Raw genomic sequence first — 16,492 nt, forward strand, 5'->3', positions numbered from 1 at the left:
TTCCCCCTCCCCTCTCCTTGCCGTTTTGGGTTCCTCGGTGCAGCTCAATGGTATTGTTCGATTAAGTATTGCCTGTGATGCCTCAGCTACTATCTAGCGGCGATCCTCCAAGCGTTCTCATCTAATTACGGAGAAAAATTGATGACGAATGATATCAATGCGGTCGAACTTGCAACCGAATTGACCATTGCATGGCTGGGTAACCCAAATACGCGGACCACAGCAGACGACGTTCCTTCGTTTCTACAGTCGATGCATGCGGCTGTGGCGAAGCTGAGCGATGAACAGAGCGTAGAGGCTCCGGAAGCGTCTGCGCCAGAGTACACGCCTGCGGTAACCGCGCGAAAGTCGCTTGCCAGCAAGGATCACATCATCAGCATGATTGATGGCAAGCCTTACAAGACGCTGCGTCGTCACCTCGCTACGAATGGAATGACCCCGGCCGAGTACCGCGAACGGTATAATCTCAAGGCGGATTATCCCATGGTTGCGGAAACCTACAGCGAGAGCCGTCGCGCCATGGCCAAGAAGATCGGTCTGGGTCGTAAGCCGGGCCAGACGGCTCAAAAGGCCGCTGAACCTGCGCCTGCCAAGCCACGCCGTAACACGAAGCCCGCGGTAACCACTGACGCTGAATAGCCAGCTGTGAGCATCAGCGCATGGGAGAATACCATGCGCTGAGACCTTCAGCCGTTTCACGTCGATGGGGTCAGATCACGAACGTGAGTTGCGTGTACGCCGGGAGCGAACGGCAACGACGGGTGAGTGCGGTTCGTTCGGCCTGGGGAGGAAGGTAGCATAGACGCCGTCGAGTGACGTTGCTGGCTTTCTCGAAAAGGATCGAGAAATGGGAATCGACAGAAATTTCCGATAGAGTAGTCCGGCTACGGTTTAGTGCCGACGACGCAAGCACGGTTGCCGCCACGAACGCATCGCTCCTGCCACGCATCCCAATCGGCCTTTGCTATCCCGGCGCGAATGGCAGTGGCTTTTAAATCCTCCCAGTTATGGATCGTCGGGGAAGTGAGAAGCTGGCTTATGCACCGCCATCCGCTGTTTCCCTACTTGCTGTTCCAGCGCGACCAACAGGAGGGGGCCGTAGTTATAGCGGTAATTGTCGCCAATCTGTTCTGCGTCAGTGATTTGATCAAGGGCTTTGAATGGCACATTTTCACCTGCGATCCTGTTGGCAAGCGTTCTGATCCGGTGCTGTTCGGCGGGGAGGCCGGCAATGGCGCCAAGCGCCTTAAGCGACAAGAACTCGGCGGTCGATTCAAGGAGGAACCAGCGATACGGCCCGCTTGGATCAGTGACTGTTCCGAAATAGTAATGCCCGATTTCGTGAGCAAAATACCCTAGACGACGCTCCCTGGCTTCCCCGCGCGCCATCAGCGCGGTCGCGATAGGGTGAATACTCCCGCTGAATGCAATCGTAGGCCAGGTTGCAAAGCCCCATTCCGATCCTTCGCGATCCCGCTCCGCTTGATTCAGAGCGACCACGCGGACAATTGCCGGAGTGTCATGAATTTTCTGCCCGAGATAGGCACCGTAGAATGTCTCGATACGTCGATAGGTGTCGACCAGCGCGGCTGTTTCTTCCGACGATAGTCTTTCATTGACGATCGTTACATTTGGACTTCGCGTGAGCGGGACTGTTCCCGCGGTAAGCATGACCGGCCGGATAGTTGTACTAACGAACTTACCGGATATGCCGGTCACTGGATCACTGCCGTTCAGGTAGATAAAGGAGCATTCGGCGCAGGACACATTCAAGTCATGCTTGTGACGTCCTGCCTTACCTTGTTTTTTGGATCGAACGGTAATGGCAACCATGCTGATTGTTCCGTGGCGCGTACACTGTCCCCATTGAACGCAATGACACCCTTGAAATCGAGAGGGGCATCATGAGCCGGATATACGGGGAAAGCACCAACGTAATCGATGCAAACTGTCGATGACCCGGTCTTAAGATTGTAGACGCGTGCCTCACCATCCACTCCCGGATCGTACCAGCCGTCAAACTCGACGGCCTTTCCGGCTTCATCTGTGATCTTGGCGACGTTGAGACCGGCATTTAGAGAGAACGCTTCTCGAAACCCTGCCGCCCTGTCCGCGAGGCAGATTTTACCCGCCATCCGTCCGGACGAAAGGCTGACGGTAATCGTCCCCGACGTTTTCAGGGGCTGTGCCCGTACCGGCGCTGATGCGAAAATCGTAACGGCAAGAATTGCGGTCGATACGGCTGTTCCCCAGGTTATCCGTTTCAACCAGCTACTCCCCCTGCTTCCGGCGCGTTTTATGAACGCTTTCAGTTGCTTTTGTATAGGCCGCTATCGTCGGAAAGAAGGCGTTTCCTGCCGGTGTGGCGTTCTTGAGTAGGGAGCGGGGTCGAGGCGGTCGAGCTTCCCAAAAGGATCGAGAAATGGGAATCGACACAATGGCCGCGTATGGTCATCTGCTTGCCGCCTACAGCGAAAGCGCTAAAAACGCAGGCGGAATAAGAGGATGTCGATATGAAAAAAGCGAAAAGCATCTGGATTGGTGCTGCGGTAGTTTTAGCCATGCCCGCTTACGGAGCCGACAAACTGGATCGTCATTCGGGCGAGACGTTAGCTCGACAGGCTCCAATCGGGTTCAAATCTGTGTTTTCCGGCGATCGGAATGGTGCGTCCGTTCAGGAGTTTATTCCTAAAGCAGAAACCTTAAAAACCTCGACCTCGATGGTTACCGTACAAGTATTTAAGGCAAAGCCTGATTTGAGACCGGGTAAGTTTCTAGTTGAGTTTGGAGAAAATTACGCGGCGGTATGCCCTGCGCTTTCTCATACGAATGTCTTAAACGGATCTGCAAGTGGATACGACGTATCGTTGCTAGCCATTCAATGTCCTCGAAACCCGACATCAGGCAAGCCAGAAAATCTCTATATTCGTGCGATCAAAGGTGAGGATAGCCTCTATTCGGTACAATACGCCTATGACCACGCGCTCACCGCCGACGAAAAGGTTTCGCTAGGGAAATACCTAGAATCCGTGATTGTTTGCGATACTCGGAAACCGGAGCATCCTTGCCCTGCAAAGTGACGCGACTAACGGAGGTCGACGGGGGGAGGCGGTTCGAGACTGCCCGAGCGTTCCCAAAACCGAACGACCAGCGAGACGGCGGAGCCATTCTCGGAATCGATCGAATTTCGGGAATGTCTATTCGACCGCTTCTCGTAGTTCATTAGCCTTGACCAAAACCGTTTCGATAGCATCGAGCGCCTTGCCTGAAAGTGTCAGCAGATCGTCAAGATCGCCATCCCCATCGCCGACAACGAAGCCAATTTGAGTAAGGTGAATGAGCCAACGGGATAGTACAGTGGGTGGGATCTTATTTCGATCACCGACGGCGCGTGCGGCGATACGATGCCCATTGGCATCGGCGACAAACAGTTCCAGGAGCAGATCCCATCCTGGTTCAGCAAACAACTCAGGCGGTAGTATTTCGGCTCGTATACGTCGAAATTTCAATATGGCGCCTGCTGTTGCACTCGCGCGATCCCTCTTCTCCACGTGACTCTCCGATTTGCCGCCCCTTGTTGCCTGACAGAACGCGCGAAAATCAATCAGCCTTCCTTTAGCCCATACCGCTCAGAAAATTGCACCCGCGCAGCGTCTAGCGTGGCGGCAAGAACGAAGTTTCCCTCCTGATCGGCGAACGCGATAAGCGCGTCTAGGCTCCGAGCTAGTGCCAGTAAATCAGTCGCTGGTGGCATTTCTTCCATTCGAAACCTCCGCACCCGCCCGCTCGCGCAACGTCGCATACTCTGCCGCCATATTTAGGTGCAGGGTTTTCACAATGGGGTCAGTAGCCAGCGCCGCCATATCGAGTTCCTGCTGTGCCCGCATCAAGTAATACTGGTCATCCGTAATCGCTGCCATTGCCCACCCCCAGAAAGATTCAGCGAGCCGCTGCACTGTTTATGCCTCGAATAAACCCGTTACAAGAATTATCCATGTTCCATGGATACTATATTTTATTACATTTAATATAACCTTTGATATTCGGTATAAGCGAAACCTATGATAAGAACCGAGGATGATCCCAAGTAAGTTCATCACTTTTCAAGAGCGAAAAATGGGGCGACCGCTCACACCTGAGGAAGCAAGGTGTTTGAATGAAGCTCGGTACGCTTGTGCTGGCGGAAAGCGGGATACTGTAAAAGCAATGTGGTCGGCGCTGGACGAATGCGTGGTGTTAAACCGCCAATGAGGATTAGGGCGGCCGCCTTTTTGAACTTGACCATTCTCGAAAAACGAACGGCCAGCGAGACCACAAGGCGTTCTCAGAATCGATGGGTAAACGAGAACGCCTTTGAGCCTCACATCCTCTAAAGCAGGGATCCGGAACCCTCGGGATAGCTGGAGCTAAAGGACGTATATGCTCAACATATATGGCGGACGGATAAACGACCCCATAGCGATCGATCCGGTGGAACTCGCGGAGGCCTGCGCGAAGAGGGGACAGTTGGTCGTCCAATTCAGCAGGCCCGATGCCTACACCCCAGCCAAGCTGAGCCTTCTGAACGAAGCGTGCCGGCTTGCGCCGGATAGTCTTCAAGTTCGTTTTTACGGGCATTATCAAGGGGCGTTCGACGCCACGATGCTACGTCACCTACCTGAAGTGCGCGACCTAGGAGTCGACTGCCTTACTAAGATCCTCCAGGAGGAGGAAGTGGGTAAGCTTCCGCATCTAAAAAGACTAATATTTGGCGTGTTTGAATTCGATGAACCCGACTTTTTGCAAACAATTGAGCTCCATAAATTAGAGCGGCTGGTTTTAATAGAAAACCGTAAGCGGAATATCGACCTACATCCCTTATCGAAATGTGAATCGCTCAGGAATTTGTTCATCAACAGTCACTCGAAAGGCATACATGCAATTGCTGGCTTACCGCGTTTGCGGAAGTTGAGTTTGGGCGCCTATGCGAAAACGCATCCCTTAGACTTCGTAGGCGCAATTCCAAGCCTCGAAGAGTTAACGCTCGTTCTCGGTGGGCGGTTACATATTGATGATATGTCCAGCGCCACCCTTGAGATGCTGCAAGTTCTTCGCGTGAGAGGTTTGAGCACGCTGGGCGATCTATCACGCTTCAGCTTGCTGTCAGCCCTACGCGTGGAGGATCAGCTGCAACTTGTCGAGGTAGATTTGAATGGAGCGAATCTAGAGCGGCTATGGCTTGCTAATTGCAAAAGGTTAGTCGAGTTACCCGGATTGGAAAGACAGCACAGGCTTAAAGAGTTTCGTGCATCTGTCGTTGCGCTTGACATGAATTTACTACGCGATCGCGATTGGCCTCAGACCGCACGTTCTATCAACCTTTTTTCCGGCAGTCAGAAGTGGAATGACGACGCGATCGCTCGATTAAAAGATCGAGGATTAGGCGAAAAGGGTGCCATTTGGCTGTAATTTGATTTCGCGGCGAGTGAGGCAAACGAGTGATTAGCTTTCTCGAAAAGGACGGCAATCGAGACGGCATCGGCATTCCCAAAATCGATGCTATTTCGGGAAAGGAAAGGGCTATTGCGGCGGTTTGGCCAGCGGCACGCCGGTATATTGGGCCGAAGCCATCAGCCAGCGGGTGCCAATTCGCCGCTCCACATAGGTGACCCGCACGGTGTGCTTGACTGTTCCCCCGGTTGGAGTGGGGATCGTATAATCGACCGAACCGATGACGATTGCGGTATCGCCGTAACGGCGGACGTCCTGCGTGGCGAGCGACATGGGCGGAGCGGGGGTCGCCTTGTCCGCGGCATAGAAGCCTAGCACCGCTTGCCGTCGATCGATTTCACCACGGGGCGAAACCTCGACATAATCAGGCGTGAGCAAGGCATCGAGAGCCTTGGGTTCGAAGTGGCTGCGCGCGTCTGAGAATGCTTGGACCAAGGCATGATCGGGGCGTCCGAGGGTCCAACGTTCCGTGCTTCGCCTGGGACCGTAATCGCCGTAAGAATCAACGTAAAAACGGTCAGGTGTAGCCGCATGATTTTCCCCTTTAGAGTAAGATTGCCCCACGATTTGCCGGCAAGCAACCGATCGCTTTCTTGTTGAACGATCGAGATTGGTAAGCCGGCCTATGGTTGCGGTGGCCGCGCGCGCCGGTCTATCTAAAAGTAATGAACACTGATCTGTCGTTGGGCAATCGGCCCGATCTCGCCACAGAACGCCTATCCCTCCGGCGTCCTAACGATCGCGACGTGGACGCCATTGTAGGCGTAGTCGGGGATTGGGAAGTGGCGCGCCGCTTAGCGCGTGTTCCGCATCCGTATGGCCCGGCCGATGCCCGTTTTTTTCTAGATCATGTCGTACCTGCCGAATGGGTATGGGCTATCACTCTGCGAGGGTCCGACACGCTTCTGGGCGCGATCGGCCTGACGCCGGAGGAGGGCGTTGCCGCGGCTGAGTTGGGTTATTGGCTGTCGCCTGCTCATTGGGGGAACGGCATCACGACCGAAGCCGCAAGGGCCGTCGTTGCCTTTGGCCTTGAAAGTCTCGGTCTTCCCGTCCTCACGTCGGGCTACTTCGAGGATAATCCGCCTTCGGGCCGGGTGCTCAACAAGCTCGGCTTCGTTGAAACCGGGCGGGTCATGCGGCCTTGCCTCGCAGCGGGTGGCGAGGTCCCATTGATAAAGATGGAACTTGCGCACCCGCCGGGAGGATAACGACGGGAAAACGCTGCTGATGCAGCCTTCCTGATTGGGATGGTAAAGCGGGAACGCGCAGGCTTTCCCGAAATCGGTTTCGCGCACTGAAAAGGGAAAGGATCAACGTCTGTCCGCGGTGTCACAACCGTTCAGTTATGACACCTTCGACGTTTGAAAATACCGATATCGGGTTCGTCGGGTTCTTCTCGGAAGGCCGCGCCGGCGGCGACGGGCGCCATCGGTACGCCCGCGATCATAGCCGCAGGATAGATCGTGATCCGACCGTTTTCGAGCAGGTCGCAAAGCGTCGCGGAGTTAGGCGGTCGCTTCCTTCGCAGTGCCGGCGGTGACCCGGTTGCGGCCGAAGCCAATCGCCAGCAGCGCCGCCATGACAAGCTGCGCCGCGATCCCCTCTGTTGTTGGATAGAGGCCGAGGATTTCGACGCGCGGGAAGCCAGCGACCGGGTTGACCGGAAGCCAGCCCGCTTCCTGCAGGGCGGACACACCCTTGCCGATCAGCACCACGGCCAGCAGTGCCATCAGCGCCGAGCTGTAGGCGAAGAACTTCCCGAGCGGCAGCGTGCGGCTGTAGCGCATCATCCCCCACGCAATGACGGCGAGAACCGCAACAGCTGAGGCCGCTCCCGTCAACACCGATCCGCCGTTCCCTCCCGTCCATATCGCTGCGTAGAACAGGATCGTCTCGAAGACCTCGCGGTAGACCACGACGAACGACAGGCCGAATAGGAACCACGCTGATCGCGCGTTGAGCGCCGTCGTCAGTTTCTCGCGGATGTAGCGTTGCCAGGCATCGGCGCTGCTCTTGCCATGCATCCAGATGCCAACCCACAACAGCACCAACGCGGCGAACACCGAGCCGAACCCTTCCGTTAGTTCGCGACTCGCGCCGCTGATCTCGACGGCATAGGTGGCGACGGCCCAGGTGGCGGCGCCGGCGACCAGCGCCGCGACCCAGCCGCCATGCACGTAGGGCATCACGTCGCGGCGTTCGGCCTTGCGCAGAAAGGCGAGCATGGCGACGACGATCAGCAGCGCCTCTAGCCCTTCGCGCAGTAGGATCGTGAAGGCGCCAAAGAAGCTGGACGCGCCCGACGCCCGTTCGGGCGCAAGTGCGGCTTCCGCCTCGCCGAACAGCGTGTCGAGCGCGCGTGCCTGATCGCGCACGGAGGTTGGTGGAGCGCCGTTGGCGATGCCGGCGCGTAGCGCGCCCATCGCGCCTTCGATCCGCACCATCAGCGCGTTGTCGCGCGCCGACAGCATTGGCTCGACCGGCTCGAAGCCGTCCAGATAGGCCGACAGCGCGAGGTTGGTCGCGCCCTTACGGTCACCGCGGGCATAAGCGGTAACAGCCTCGCCAAGCCGTTCGCGGGCAAGCGACAGTGTGCCGGCGTTCCGCGGCACGACCGCACCGGGGTTGCGGCGCAAATAGGCGATCACGGCATCGGCCTTCGCCTCGCCGATCCCGCCGGCGAGATCAGCCGGGGTCATCCCGACCAGCTTCTCCATGTTGATCAGGGCGCGCAGGTCCGGGTCGCTCTTCCAGATGCGCTCCCCTTCCGCGACCTTGCTTGACGGATAGGCGAAGCTGCCGGCGTAGAGCGCCAAGTCCCAACGATCCTGCGGTGCCAGATCGGCGAAGCTCACCATGCTGGTACCGTCGATCCCCTGCTCCAGCACCTGATAAAAGGCGAAGGTGCTGCGTTCGCGCGCCCGTGCCTTGTCGAGGAAGGCAATCGGCGGAGGATCGAGACCGACCGACTTCGGTCCTTCGCCGTCACCGGTGACGCCGTGACAGCTCGCGCACTTCTGCTCGAACAGCGCGCGCCCGCGTACGAAGTCGGGCGCAACGAACGGTGCAAGCGGCACCGGATATGCCTTGATGAGGTCAGCCGCGAGGGTGTGGGCCGCGGTCTCTACCGCGTCGGCGGGGGCTTTGGCCGCAATCAATCGATCAAGTGCGCCAGCTTGGCGCAAGAGGCCCGACTTGGCGGCAGAGCCGTGGAGTTCGGTGATACGCTCGCGCGCCGACGCCGAGAACTCCTGCATCTCGGCATATTCGGTGGCGCTGACGATCCGGCCGTCCTTAACCGCTCCCGGGTAATCGACCGCTACATAGTCGAGCAGTCGCCACGCGGTCTGGACTGGCGCGGCAGGTTGCGCGTCAGCTGTGCCAGGTAGCAAAATTGCCAGCATCACGAGCAGGAAGCACAACACGGTACGATTGCCCCGCGTTGGCGTTCGGGTCGTTAGGTGTGTCCCGTTCCACAACGACACGACAGCGGTGGCTGGCCCGTCCGCAGCGACCCGATTAAAGTTCATCAATCGTCCTAATGCACAACCTTTCATACTCGTAATGCGAACCGTTCGCAAAGTCTACGTAGTGGCGGTGAGTAAGGCTAGGTGTCACAACCGCCAGCGTTGATCAGGAAGGCCACGATTTGAATATCAGGCGCTATCAGGACATGGATTTCGAAAGGCTGAATGCTCTTTGGAATGAAGCCTTCCCCAATGACCCGCCTTGGAATCAGGCCATAAATGCCGTCCCTGCTAAGGTGTCTTTTCAGCCCGACTTACTGTTTGTTGCGGTAGAGGGGGCTGACGTTCTCGGGTCCGTGATGGCCGGTTATGACGGTCATAGAGGTTGGCTCTATTCAGTCGCCGTGCGGCAATCAGCTAGGCGACGTAACCTGGGAACCATGCTCGTTCGCCACGCTGAACAGGCGCTAAGCGCTCTAGGGTGTGGCAAGGTTAATCTTCAGGTTCGGACTTCGAATGAGGCAGTCGTTCGGTTCTATGATGGCTGGGCTATGCGGTTGAGGATAGAGTGAGCCTTGGCCGGCGTATCGGCTGACTTGCATCCGATGATTTCGCCTATTCTGCCACGTTGCTTGATGCGTTTTCCTACAAACGATGGTTGATCGGGAACGGCGTTTTAGCCAGTGAACGAGACCTACCCGACGTTTCGGCGTAAAGTCCTCGTGATCAACCAAAAATGGAGAAGCTGGACCGCAACAAGAGTGGCACCGGTGGCGACCAACACGGGAAGCACGAGCCCCTCCTGCCCGACCCGAGCCGGGACATTCATTGCCATGAATACCTGAAAGCCAAGAACGCCGATCGCCAATATCGGTATGAAGGCAAGCGCAACAAATAGGGGCGCGGACCAGTTTACCGCTCCAGTGATTCCCCACTGCATGGGAAGTCGGCTTTCGCTGCGGAGCGCGCGTTCGCGCGGTAAGCTAAGGCGATGAGTATCACGACGAACACTGCCGAAACGACCAGCATACCCATAGACCGGCTCCTCTATGGATCCCCATAGCATATTACAGATGCCAAGGTATCGCCTTCCCGATTGGGATACCCAAACGGCACCACGTTTATGGCAAAGCGGCCCTTCCGCAGTCGCCCAAACTCGGTAGCTAACCGGGCTGGTTGTCGATCCCGAAGCAGTCGCTGGACAGCAGCCAACGTCGCGTTCAATCTGCTTTCAGCGCCATTCGGAGGTTGAGATGAGCAACGCAGAATTGAGTGACCACCAGCTTCTAGACAAAGCTAAGACTGCGCTTCGTGTGAAGGACGGCGACCGAGCTAAGGTTCTTTTTGCCGAATTTTCAGACCGCAGCGTAGCAAGGAATAAGGCGAGGGTGGCGAACGAATCTGTATGATCTTGCGTCAGCCGATCACGACAACTTGGATAGCTTCGATTGAGGATGCTGTTTCAGGAATTGATTGTTGACGGAATGCCCGATCCACCAATTACGGGTATTTTGCGATTGAGAATAAGAGGATTAACGCGATGACCGCTAGCCCTCCCCCTCTCCACATGTGATTACGTTTGCCCGATTCTTTTGCAATGAGCAATTCCGCGATTGCGGCCACTATTGATGCGGTGACTCCAAGTATTAGAACTATGGAGTGCATCATCTGCCTTTTTCAAACGTCAGCATTGCAAAGAGCAGCTAGACCCTTAACTGGCGCTTAATTGGCTCGCTGGCTCGCATTTCAAAAAAATGGCATTCGAGAAGGTCGGCTGTCCCATTCAACGATGGCTAGGTGGGAACATTCAATGCTGAGCATCGGAGCGCATTGGCTCAAATTGCAGTGCGCCTATGACGACGATATATGAGAACTCCCGCGATCGTCAGAGTAGGTGCAGCTAGTGATCGTATAACGTTGGCGGCGCTTTCATGCTCGCTGGCCCAGCGCACGAACAGCATAGCTAAGTCGGCCCCACCCCAGACCAACGCCGTCGTGACGAGCAAGCTAGCTGCAAAGAGACCGAACCGAACCGTGCTACTCATGATCCGCTCCTCTGAGAATTAATTGGGTCTTGAAGCGAAAACACCTTCATTAAAAGGGCGGAAGTGCTTTCCCAAAAAGGAACGTCCGGCGAGAAGGCATCGGCGTTCTCGGAATCGATCGAGAAAAGAGAACGACGAACCGTTCCCAAAACTCTTCCCAAATAGCTAATGAGAAGGCCGTTAGGCTGGCGGTGGCATTGCTCGGGCCTTGATCGACGTGAACAGCAGCCATCCCACCAAGCCGGCTACGACACCAAGCACTCCCCCAAGTATGTAAGCATGGATAGCCCCGCCTGGGGCGAACAGCCCTCCGGTCATATAGCCCAGAATGCCGGCGCTGCTTGTCGCAGCGCTGTAGATCGCGGCGACCTTGCCGTGCGCGGCAGAAGGCGCTTCACGTTGTAGCATCGTTCGCACCGCTACATTGTGGGCACTATTAGCGGCACCGCCGATAATGAAGGCAATCCCTACGAAAACAAGGCTGCCGATCGTCGTCGTAATGCCGATGCCGATGCCGATCGCGAGCATAGTAGCGCCCATGATGGTCACCGAGCCAAACGCGAACGAAGCCGGCTGTCGCATGGCCATCGTCCCGGAGGCGAGGGCCCCCGCCATCATCCCTCCCGCCCAACAAGCGGTCAGCAGCCCGAACGCAGTTGGTCCCGACTCCAGAGAGACCGTAACGAGAAAAACGAAGGCGACGTCGGCAATGGCGGTCGCATAAACCCCCAAGGTTAGCGCGCCGATCATGATGGTGATGCGGCGATCTCGGAGGACGGGCAGATATTCGGATAGGAGTGTCCGATGTTGATTATCGTCATCAATCGTGACCGGCCGGCGCAAACCACTTCCGAACACAACGGCCGCTAACAGCGCGAAGCTCGCCGCATCGATCAGCAGCGCATTGCCGGTTCCGCCACACGCCACCAGCGCACCGCCCACGATAGGTCCGGCAAGCATCCCCGCGCTTCTTACGAACTCTAGCACCGCATTCGCCCGTGGCAGCGTCATGCCTAACTCGGCCCCCAGGACCGGGATGAGGGCGAAACTGGCGGTGCCCCCGATTGCGAACAGGACGCTAAGGATACTGGCACCGGTGATGGTGGAGGCAAGATCGGGATGCCACGCCATCCATGCGATGATGACGGCGTCGGCCAGAGCGGTCGCAACCAGCAGCTTGCCCGCGTCGCGAGAGTCGACCAACCGTCCGATCAGGGGCGTCGCTAGCAGGCCCGGTAGTAGTTGCGCGACGAGCAGCATCGGTACAGCGAACGGTATGGGATTTCCGGCCGTTCGAAACATCAAGGTTATCAACGAAATTTCGTCGCCGATGGTCGAGAGGGTAAGCGTGACCAGCAGCAGCCAGCCCCAACCCTTTCTAAGCCGTATCTCCACCAGCGCTCCCCTATTGATGGCGTTGTTATCCGAGCAGGCGCAGCTGGGCGAAAGCGACGACCTATACAAATTGGGATACGATCAGGCCGTGACTGCCTTCCCTCCCTTTGCCAACCAATCGCGACGGACTGCCATTCCCGATGCAAGCCAGAGTGCGCTAGCAGCCATGAACCCGGCGACCGCGCCACCCATAGGAGCCCCAATGATGAAGCCGGCGATCGCTGCAATAATCAGAGCTGCGCCCAGAGCATAGAATGGACGGAAGCCAGCGGCGAAAGCGATGGGCAAGAAATGGAGACCTACGACTAGCGCCATCGATGGCAAAAGAAGGTCGGGCCGATGCAGATTGATGACGATATTGGATGCAATGAAAAGCCCAACACCTTCACCGATGGTACTCCACTTAATAGCTCGTTCTTCTCTCGGGGACGGCTTTATTCGTTCACCGGGTGAACGGATAACATGCCTGGCGGCAAGCCCAATCAGGACAAACCCCAAAAAGGGCGCGGCCAAAGCGACTCCGGACAGATGCCATTGCCAATATAGCGTCAACGAGGCGAACACCGCTCCGAAGAAGCTCATGATAAGCGCGCCCCATGCCCCCACGGCCATTCCCCCTTAAATCTCTGCGAGACACAGTAGGTCTAGCGCATGAATTGGTCGAGATGGGCAGATCGTTATACAATCACCCATTCCCGATTAGGAACGGCCGGCGAGACGGGAAAAGGCGTTCTCGGAATCGATCGAGTTTTGGGAAAGGTCAGCGAAGCTACGGATGATCGACAGCTATTTAGCACTGGCGCGCTGCCCGGAAGGACCGCAATATAAAAATTTAGGTGCGTCGAGGGGAATTAGACATATGCGGTTCCCGATTGCCCAGTTGGTCGCGTGTGCAATCCTCCTTTTCACAACCGAGACGACGCAAGCTGCCCCCCCGGAGCGCCCGGCTGTAAGCATCGTGCTGAAGCATGACCGTGAAGGATGGACAGCAGACTATACGTTCCGCAAGTTCGCTCCGGTATGGTTCTTCCAACGCTCGAAGGACAGCATCGACAAAGTGCAATGGCGCTTGGCCAGCTTCAAAGTCGTCACTCCGGGTGTAGCCTTGTCTCACCTCGGCAATTTCGATGCGCTTTACCGCAGCGACGGACGCGCTCTGCGTCACGTACGCATTCGTGTCACGCCGTTCTCGCGACCGCTGCGTTCAGACTATGCACCAGCGCTGACCTTTTCTGATGGCGGCCTCGCCTTTTACACGCATCATTTTGTGGTTTCGCCGCTCGCCTCCGTCGCCGTGGCCAAGGCGCTGCCCGCCAGCCCCGATTGGGACGCGATCGCGGACGCGCCCGCCACGCTCACAGTGAGGGACAAGGGCAATCGGCTGCTAGTCCGGGGCCGTGTTGTCGAGGATGCGGCCACAATACCGCTCTCCGGTCCTGACACCTACGTGTACATCGGCTCCGGCCCTTTGGTCGCCACTGACCATTTTGCCGAGATAGTTGATCCTGGCCTTCCGGTCTGGGTGCGCGGCCAGCTCGACGCATTCCTGCCCCGCCTAATGGAGTATTATACTGAGCGCCTTGGCGTTCCTTCAGGCAGCAAGCCGACCGCCTTGATTGCCTGGGAGGGCGCTGAACGGCCGGGCATGTCGATCGGTGGCAGTGTGATGGACCGGCTAGTCGTCATGGCTGTCTCTGGTCGAAAGATGCTTGAGGCTGACCCTAAAACTCTCGCCACGCTACGGGCGTTCTTCGGCCACGAAACCTCTCACTTCTGGATTGGTCAGACGCTTCAATATTCAAAGCCAGAGGAGGGGTGGATTACGGAAGGTAGCGCTGATGTGCTTGGCATCAGGGCAACCCAGCATCTCGTCCAAGACTACGATCCGCATCCCAAGCTCCAACAGGAAATGGACGACTGCCTCAAGCTCAACGGGGCGGGCAAGCCGCTGTCGAGTGCCGAAAGCCGGGGCGACTACAAGGCGCAGTACGCCTGCGGCGCGCTGCTCGTTCTTGCGGCAGAGGCGGCCCTAAAGCGAGAGAATGCCTACGCCGATGCCCTGACCTTCGTTCGTAAGCTATTGGACGCCAATCGGGCAGACGGAGTGGTTACCGAGGCCGATTGGCTCGCCACCTTCTCGCAAGCCGCAGGGCCGACCGTCAGCAGTCAGGTGGGAGAGAGCCTATCACCTTCATCATTCCTGAAGCGATGCGGACGGCTCACACAGCGGGGTTTGAGCGGTTGGTCGCATCACCCGTAGCCCAGCCCATGCGAGCCGTTGAGATACCGGCCCTTCGACGTGACGGCAGCGAGGTACATGTCGAGCTGACCCTGGCCGTTCACCGTGAGGGCGATGCGGTGACGGTTGTCTCTATCCTGCGTGATGCGACCGTTCGCCGCGCCCTTCAGGCCGAGCGGGAGGCCAGCCGCGCGCTTACCGATGCCATCGTCGACAACATGCCGGCTGCGATCTACGCGAAGAACTCGGCATCCGATCGCTACGTTTTCGTCAACCGCGCTTTTGAGCAACTGAGTGGGCGTACCAAGGCTGAGATCGTAGGCAAAACATGGGGGGAAATATTCCCCCTCGACGACCTTGCTGAATATCGAAATTATACCGATCGCGCGATGGCGGCAGTAGGGCCGATCATGCTCGATCGAACCATCACCCGCCCCGACGGGATGGTCCGACAGATCGAGGCTACCAAAATCAAATCTGTTGGCCCCGACGGTCAGACTATCCTGTTGGGCTTTGCGCAGGATGTGACCGAAGAACGTGAAGCCAACGAGCGCCTCGCCTATCTCGCTCATCATGATCCGCTGACAGGTCTGCTCAACCGGACGCGGTTCGGCGAGATCGTCGATGACTGTATCGCCTCCGGCGGGACGCCGGCTGTTATCTGCCTCGACCTGGACCGGTTCAAGATCGTCAACGACCTTTACGGCCATGCGGCCGGCGACGAATTTCTGGTCGAAGCCGCGCAGCGCATCGTGACCACAGCACGCTGTCCCGTAGCCCGATTGGGCGGTGACGAATTCGCCATTCTCGTTGCTGACAGCGAGACGGCCGGACGTATCGCACGACGAACTATCGATACGCTGGCACGGCCCTTTGGCATTCGAGACCGCGGCGTTGGGATCGGTGCCTCTGCCGGCGTTGCCATTCATCAAGCGGGCGATGCCGATGACGGCGATCTGGTGCTGCGCAATGCCGATCTCGCCCTTTACCGTGCCAAGAACGATGGCCGCAATCAGTGGTGCTTCTTCGAGCCGGCGATGGACGACGCCGCACGTGAGCGCCGGCAGGTCGAGGCGGACTTGAGAAGCGCGCTCGAGCGGGGCGAAATCCATGTCGAGTACCAACCTCTTGCCGATGCCCAAACGGGACGGATCATCAGCTTTGAAGCCTTAGCCCGCTGGGATCATCCGCGACTGGGCCGCATCGCACCGGCGATGTTTATCCCGATCGCCGAAGAGAGCGGCATCATGCCGGACCTCGGACGGCTCGTGCTTGAGATCGCTGCAAACGAGGCTGTGACATGGAGCCCGGAGCTGAAGGTCGCCGTCAACCTGTCGCCGGCGCAAATGGACGATGACGGTATCGTCGCCGAGATAGGCGCGATCCTGAAACAATCGGGTCTTTCACCGACACGGCTTGAGGTAGAGGTGACCGAAGGCATGCTGATCAAGGATACCGCTCGGGGCATCCGCCTGCTTACCGAGTTGCGTCAGCTTGGCGTGTCAGTAGCGATGGACGATTTTGGTACCGGCTACTCGTCGCTCAACTATTTCCGCACCTTCCCCTTCGACAAGGTGAAAATCGATCAGTCGTTTATTCGGGACATGGACGAAAACCCGCAATCCCTTGCCATTGTCCAGGCTGTGATTGGATTGGGTCGAGGGCTTGGTATGCCTGTGGTGGCCGAGGGCGTTGAGACATCCGAACAACTCGACCGCTTACGCGCGGAGGGGTGTGATGTCGTGCAGGGCTATCACATCGGCCGGCCCGCGGTTATCGACAGCTTCAAGAATGGCGCCGTACTCGACCACCCCAAGATGGCTGCAACCGGATGACGCTCCCCCTTCAGGAAA

Annotated in this window: 16 protein-coding genes; 8 read left to right on the plus strand and 8 right to left on the minus strand. The window is 57.5% G+C overall.

The genetic code is table 11. From position 1 onward, the window contains the following. Positions 1-141 precede the first annotated feature (141 nt). Positions 142-639 (plus strand): Ros/MucR family transcriptional regulator, encoded by a 498-nt coding sequence (locus tag BM244_RS20745; RefSeq protein ID WP_093400816.1) that lies wholly within the window; start codon positions 142-144, stop codon positions 637-639. Positions 640-1,005: 366 nt separating this feature from the next. Here BM244_RS20745 and BM244_RS22850 read toward each other — a convergent pair whose 3' ends face one another. Next, the gene (locus BM244_RS22850) at positions 1,006-1,833 is read right to left on the minus strand and encodes a gluzincin family metallopeptidase (RefSeq protein WP_139227018.1); all 828 of its coding nucleotides are present in this window, start codon (positions 1,831-1,833) and stop codon (positions 1,006-1,008) included. After that, a complete protein-coding gene (locus BM244_RS22855; RefSeq protein WP_139227020.1) occupies positions 1,770-2,267 on the minus strand; it encodes a hypothetical protein in 498 nt (165 codons plus the stop codon). Before BM244_RS22855 ends, BM244_RS22850 begins: the two co-directional genes overlap by 64 nt. A gap of 246 nt (positions 2,268-2,513) precedes the next feature. Between BM244_RS22855 and BM244_RS22860 the strand changes: the two genes are divergently transcribed. Then, positions 2,514-3,080, plus strand: a complete 567-nt coding sequence (locus tag BM244_RS22860; protein ID WP_139227022.1) for a hypothetical protein — start codon at positions 2,514-2,516, stop codon at positions 3,078-3,080. 117 nt (positions 3,081-3,197) lie between these two features. Here BM244_RS22860 and BM244_RS22865 read toward each other — a convergent pair whose 3' ends face one another. After that, positions 3,198-3,551, minus strand: a complete 354-nt coding sequence (locus BM244_RS22865) for a hypothetical protein (RefSeq protein WP_139227024.1) — start codon at positions 3,549-3,551, stop codon at positions 3,198-3,200. A 186-nt stretch (positions 3,552-3,737) separates the two neighbouring features. Beyond that, a complete protein-coding gene (locus tag BM244_RS20755; protein WP_093400818.1) occupies positions 3,738-3,920 on the minus strand; it encodes a hypothetical protein in 183 nt (60 codons plus the stop codon). Between the two features lie 499 nt (positions 3,921-4,419). On the opposite strand from BM244_RS20755, the gene BM244_RS20760 reads away from it, so the two are divergent. Continuing rightward, positions 4,420-5,448 carry a leucine-rich repeat domain-containing protein gene (locus BM244_RS20760; protein WP_093400819.1) on the plus strand — a complete coding sequence of 343 codons (1,029 nt, stop codon included), beginning with the start codon at positions 4,420-4,422 and terminating at the stop codon, positions 5,446-5,448. Between the two features lie 111 nt (positions 5,449-5,559). Here the strand turns inward: BM244_RS20760 and BM244_RS23825 are convergent, their stop codons facing one another. Then, the gene (locus tag BM244_RS23825) at positions 5,560-6,054 is read right to left on the minus strand and encodes a YybH family protein (RefSeq protein ID WP_302847308.1); all 495 of its coding nucleotides are present in this window, start codon (positions 6,052-6,054) and stop codon (positions 5,560-5,562) included. 101 nt (positions 6,055-6,155) lie between these two features. Here BM244_RS23825 and BM244_RS20770 point away from each other — a divergent pair, with 101 nt between their 5' ends. Further along, positions 6,156-6,701, plus strand: a complete 546-nt coding sequence (locus BM244_RS20770) for a GNAT family N-acetyltransferase (RefSeq protein WP_093400821.1) — start codon at positions 6,156-6,158, stop codon at positions 6,699-6,701. A 297-nt stretch (positions 6,702-6,998) separates the two neighbouring features. Here BM244_RS20770 and BM244_RS20775 read toward each other — a convergent pair whose 3' ends face one another. Next, the gene (locus BM244_RS20775; protein ID WP_254784692.1) at positions 6,999-8,897 is read right to left on the minus strand and encodes a cytochrome c/FTR1 family iron permease; all 1,899 of its coding nucleotides are present in this window, start codon (positions 8,895-8,897) and stop codon (positions 6,999-7,001) included. Positions 8,898-9,166: 269 nt separating this feature from the next. Between BM244_RS20775 and BM244_RS20780 the strand changes: the two genes are divergently transcribed. Both BM244_RS20780 and BM244_RS23305 read left to right on the plus strand, forming a co-directional pair. Continuing rightward, positions 9,167-9,532 carry a GNAT family acetyltransferase gene (locus BM244_RS20780; RefSeq protein WP_254784694.1) on the plus strand — a complete coding sequence of 122 codons (366 nt, stop codon included), beginning with the start codon at positions 9,167-9,169 and terminating at the stop codon, positions 9,530-9,532. Positions 9,533-9,696: 164 nt separating this feature from the next. Then, positions 9,697-9,858: a hypothetical protein gene (locus BM244_RS23305; RefSeq protein WP_175518340.1), complete on the plus strand. Its 162-nt coding sequence runs from the start codon at positions 9,697-9,699 to the stop codon at positions 9,856-9,858. A gap of 1,327 nt (positions 9,859-11,185) precedes the next feature. Here the strand turns inward: BM244_RS23305 and BM244_RS20790 are convergent. Together BM244_RS20790 and BM244_RS20795 are read right to left on the minus strand one after the other, a co-directional pair. After that, positions 11,186-12,400: an MFS transporter gene (locus tag BM244_RS20790; RefSeq protein ID WP_093400823.1), complete on the minus strand. Its 1,215-nt coding sequence runs from the start codon at positions 12,398-12,400 to the stop codon at positions 11,186-11,188. An 81-nt stretch (positions 12,401-12,481) separates the two neighbouring features. Next, complete coding sequence (locus BM244_RS20795; protein WP_254784688.1) at positions 12,482-12,982, minus strand: hypothetical protein; 501 nt, start codon at positions 12,980-12,982, stop codon at positions 12,482-12,484. Between the two features lie 193 nt (positions 12,983-13,175). Between BM244_RS20795 and BM244_RS20800 the strand changes: the two genes are divergently transcribed. Next, positions 13,176-14,660, plus strand: coding sequence for a hypothetical protein (locus BM244_RS20800; protein WP_139227026.1), 1,485 nt, complete (start codon positions 13,176-13,178; stop codon positions 14,658-14,660). A gap of 8 nt (positions 14,661-14,668) precedes the next feature. Next, complete coding sequence (locus tag BM244_RS20805) at positions 14,669-16,474, plus strand: putative bifunctional diguanylate cyclase/phosphodiesterase (RefSeq protein WP_175518341.1); 1,806 nt, start codon at positions 14,669-14,671, stop codon at positions 16,472-16,474. Positions 16,475-16,492 lie beyond the last annotated feature (18 nt).

The organism is Sphingomonas sp. OK281, assembly GCF_900115295.1.
Taxonomy (GTDB): Bacteria; Pseudomonadota; Alphaproteobacteria; order Sphingomonadales; family Sphingomonadaceae; genus Sphingomonas.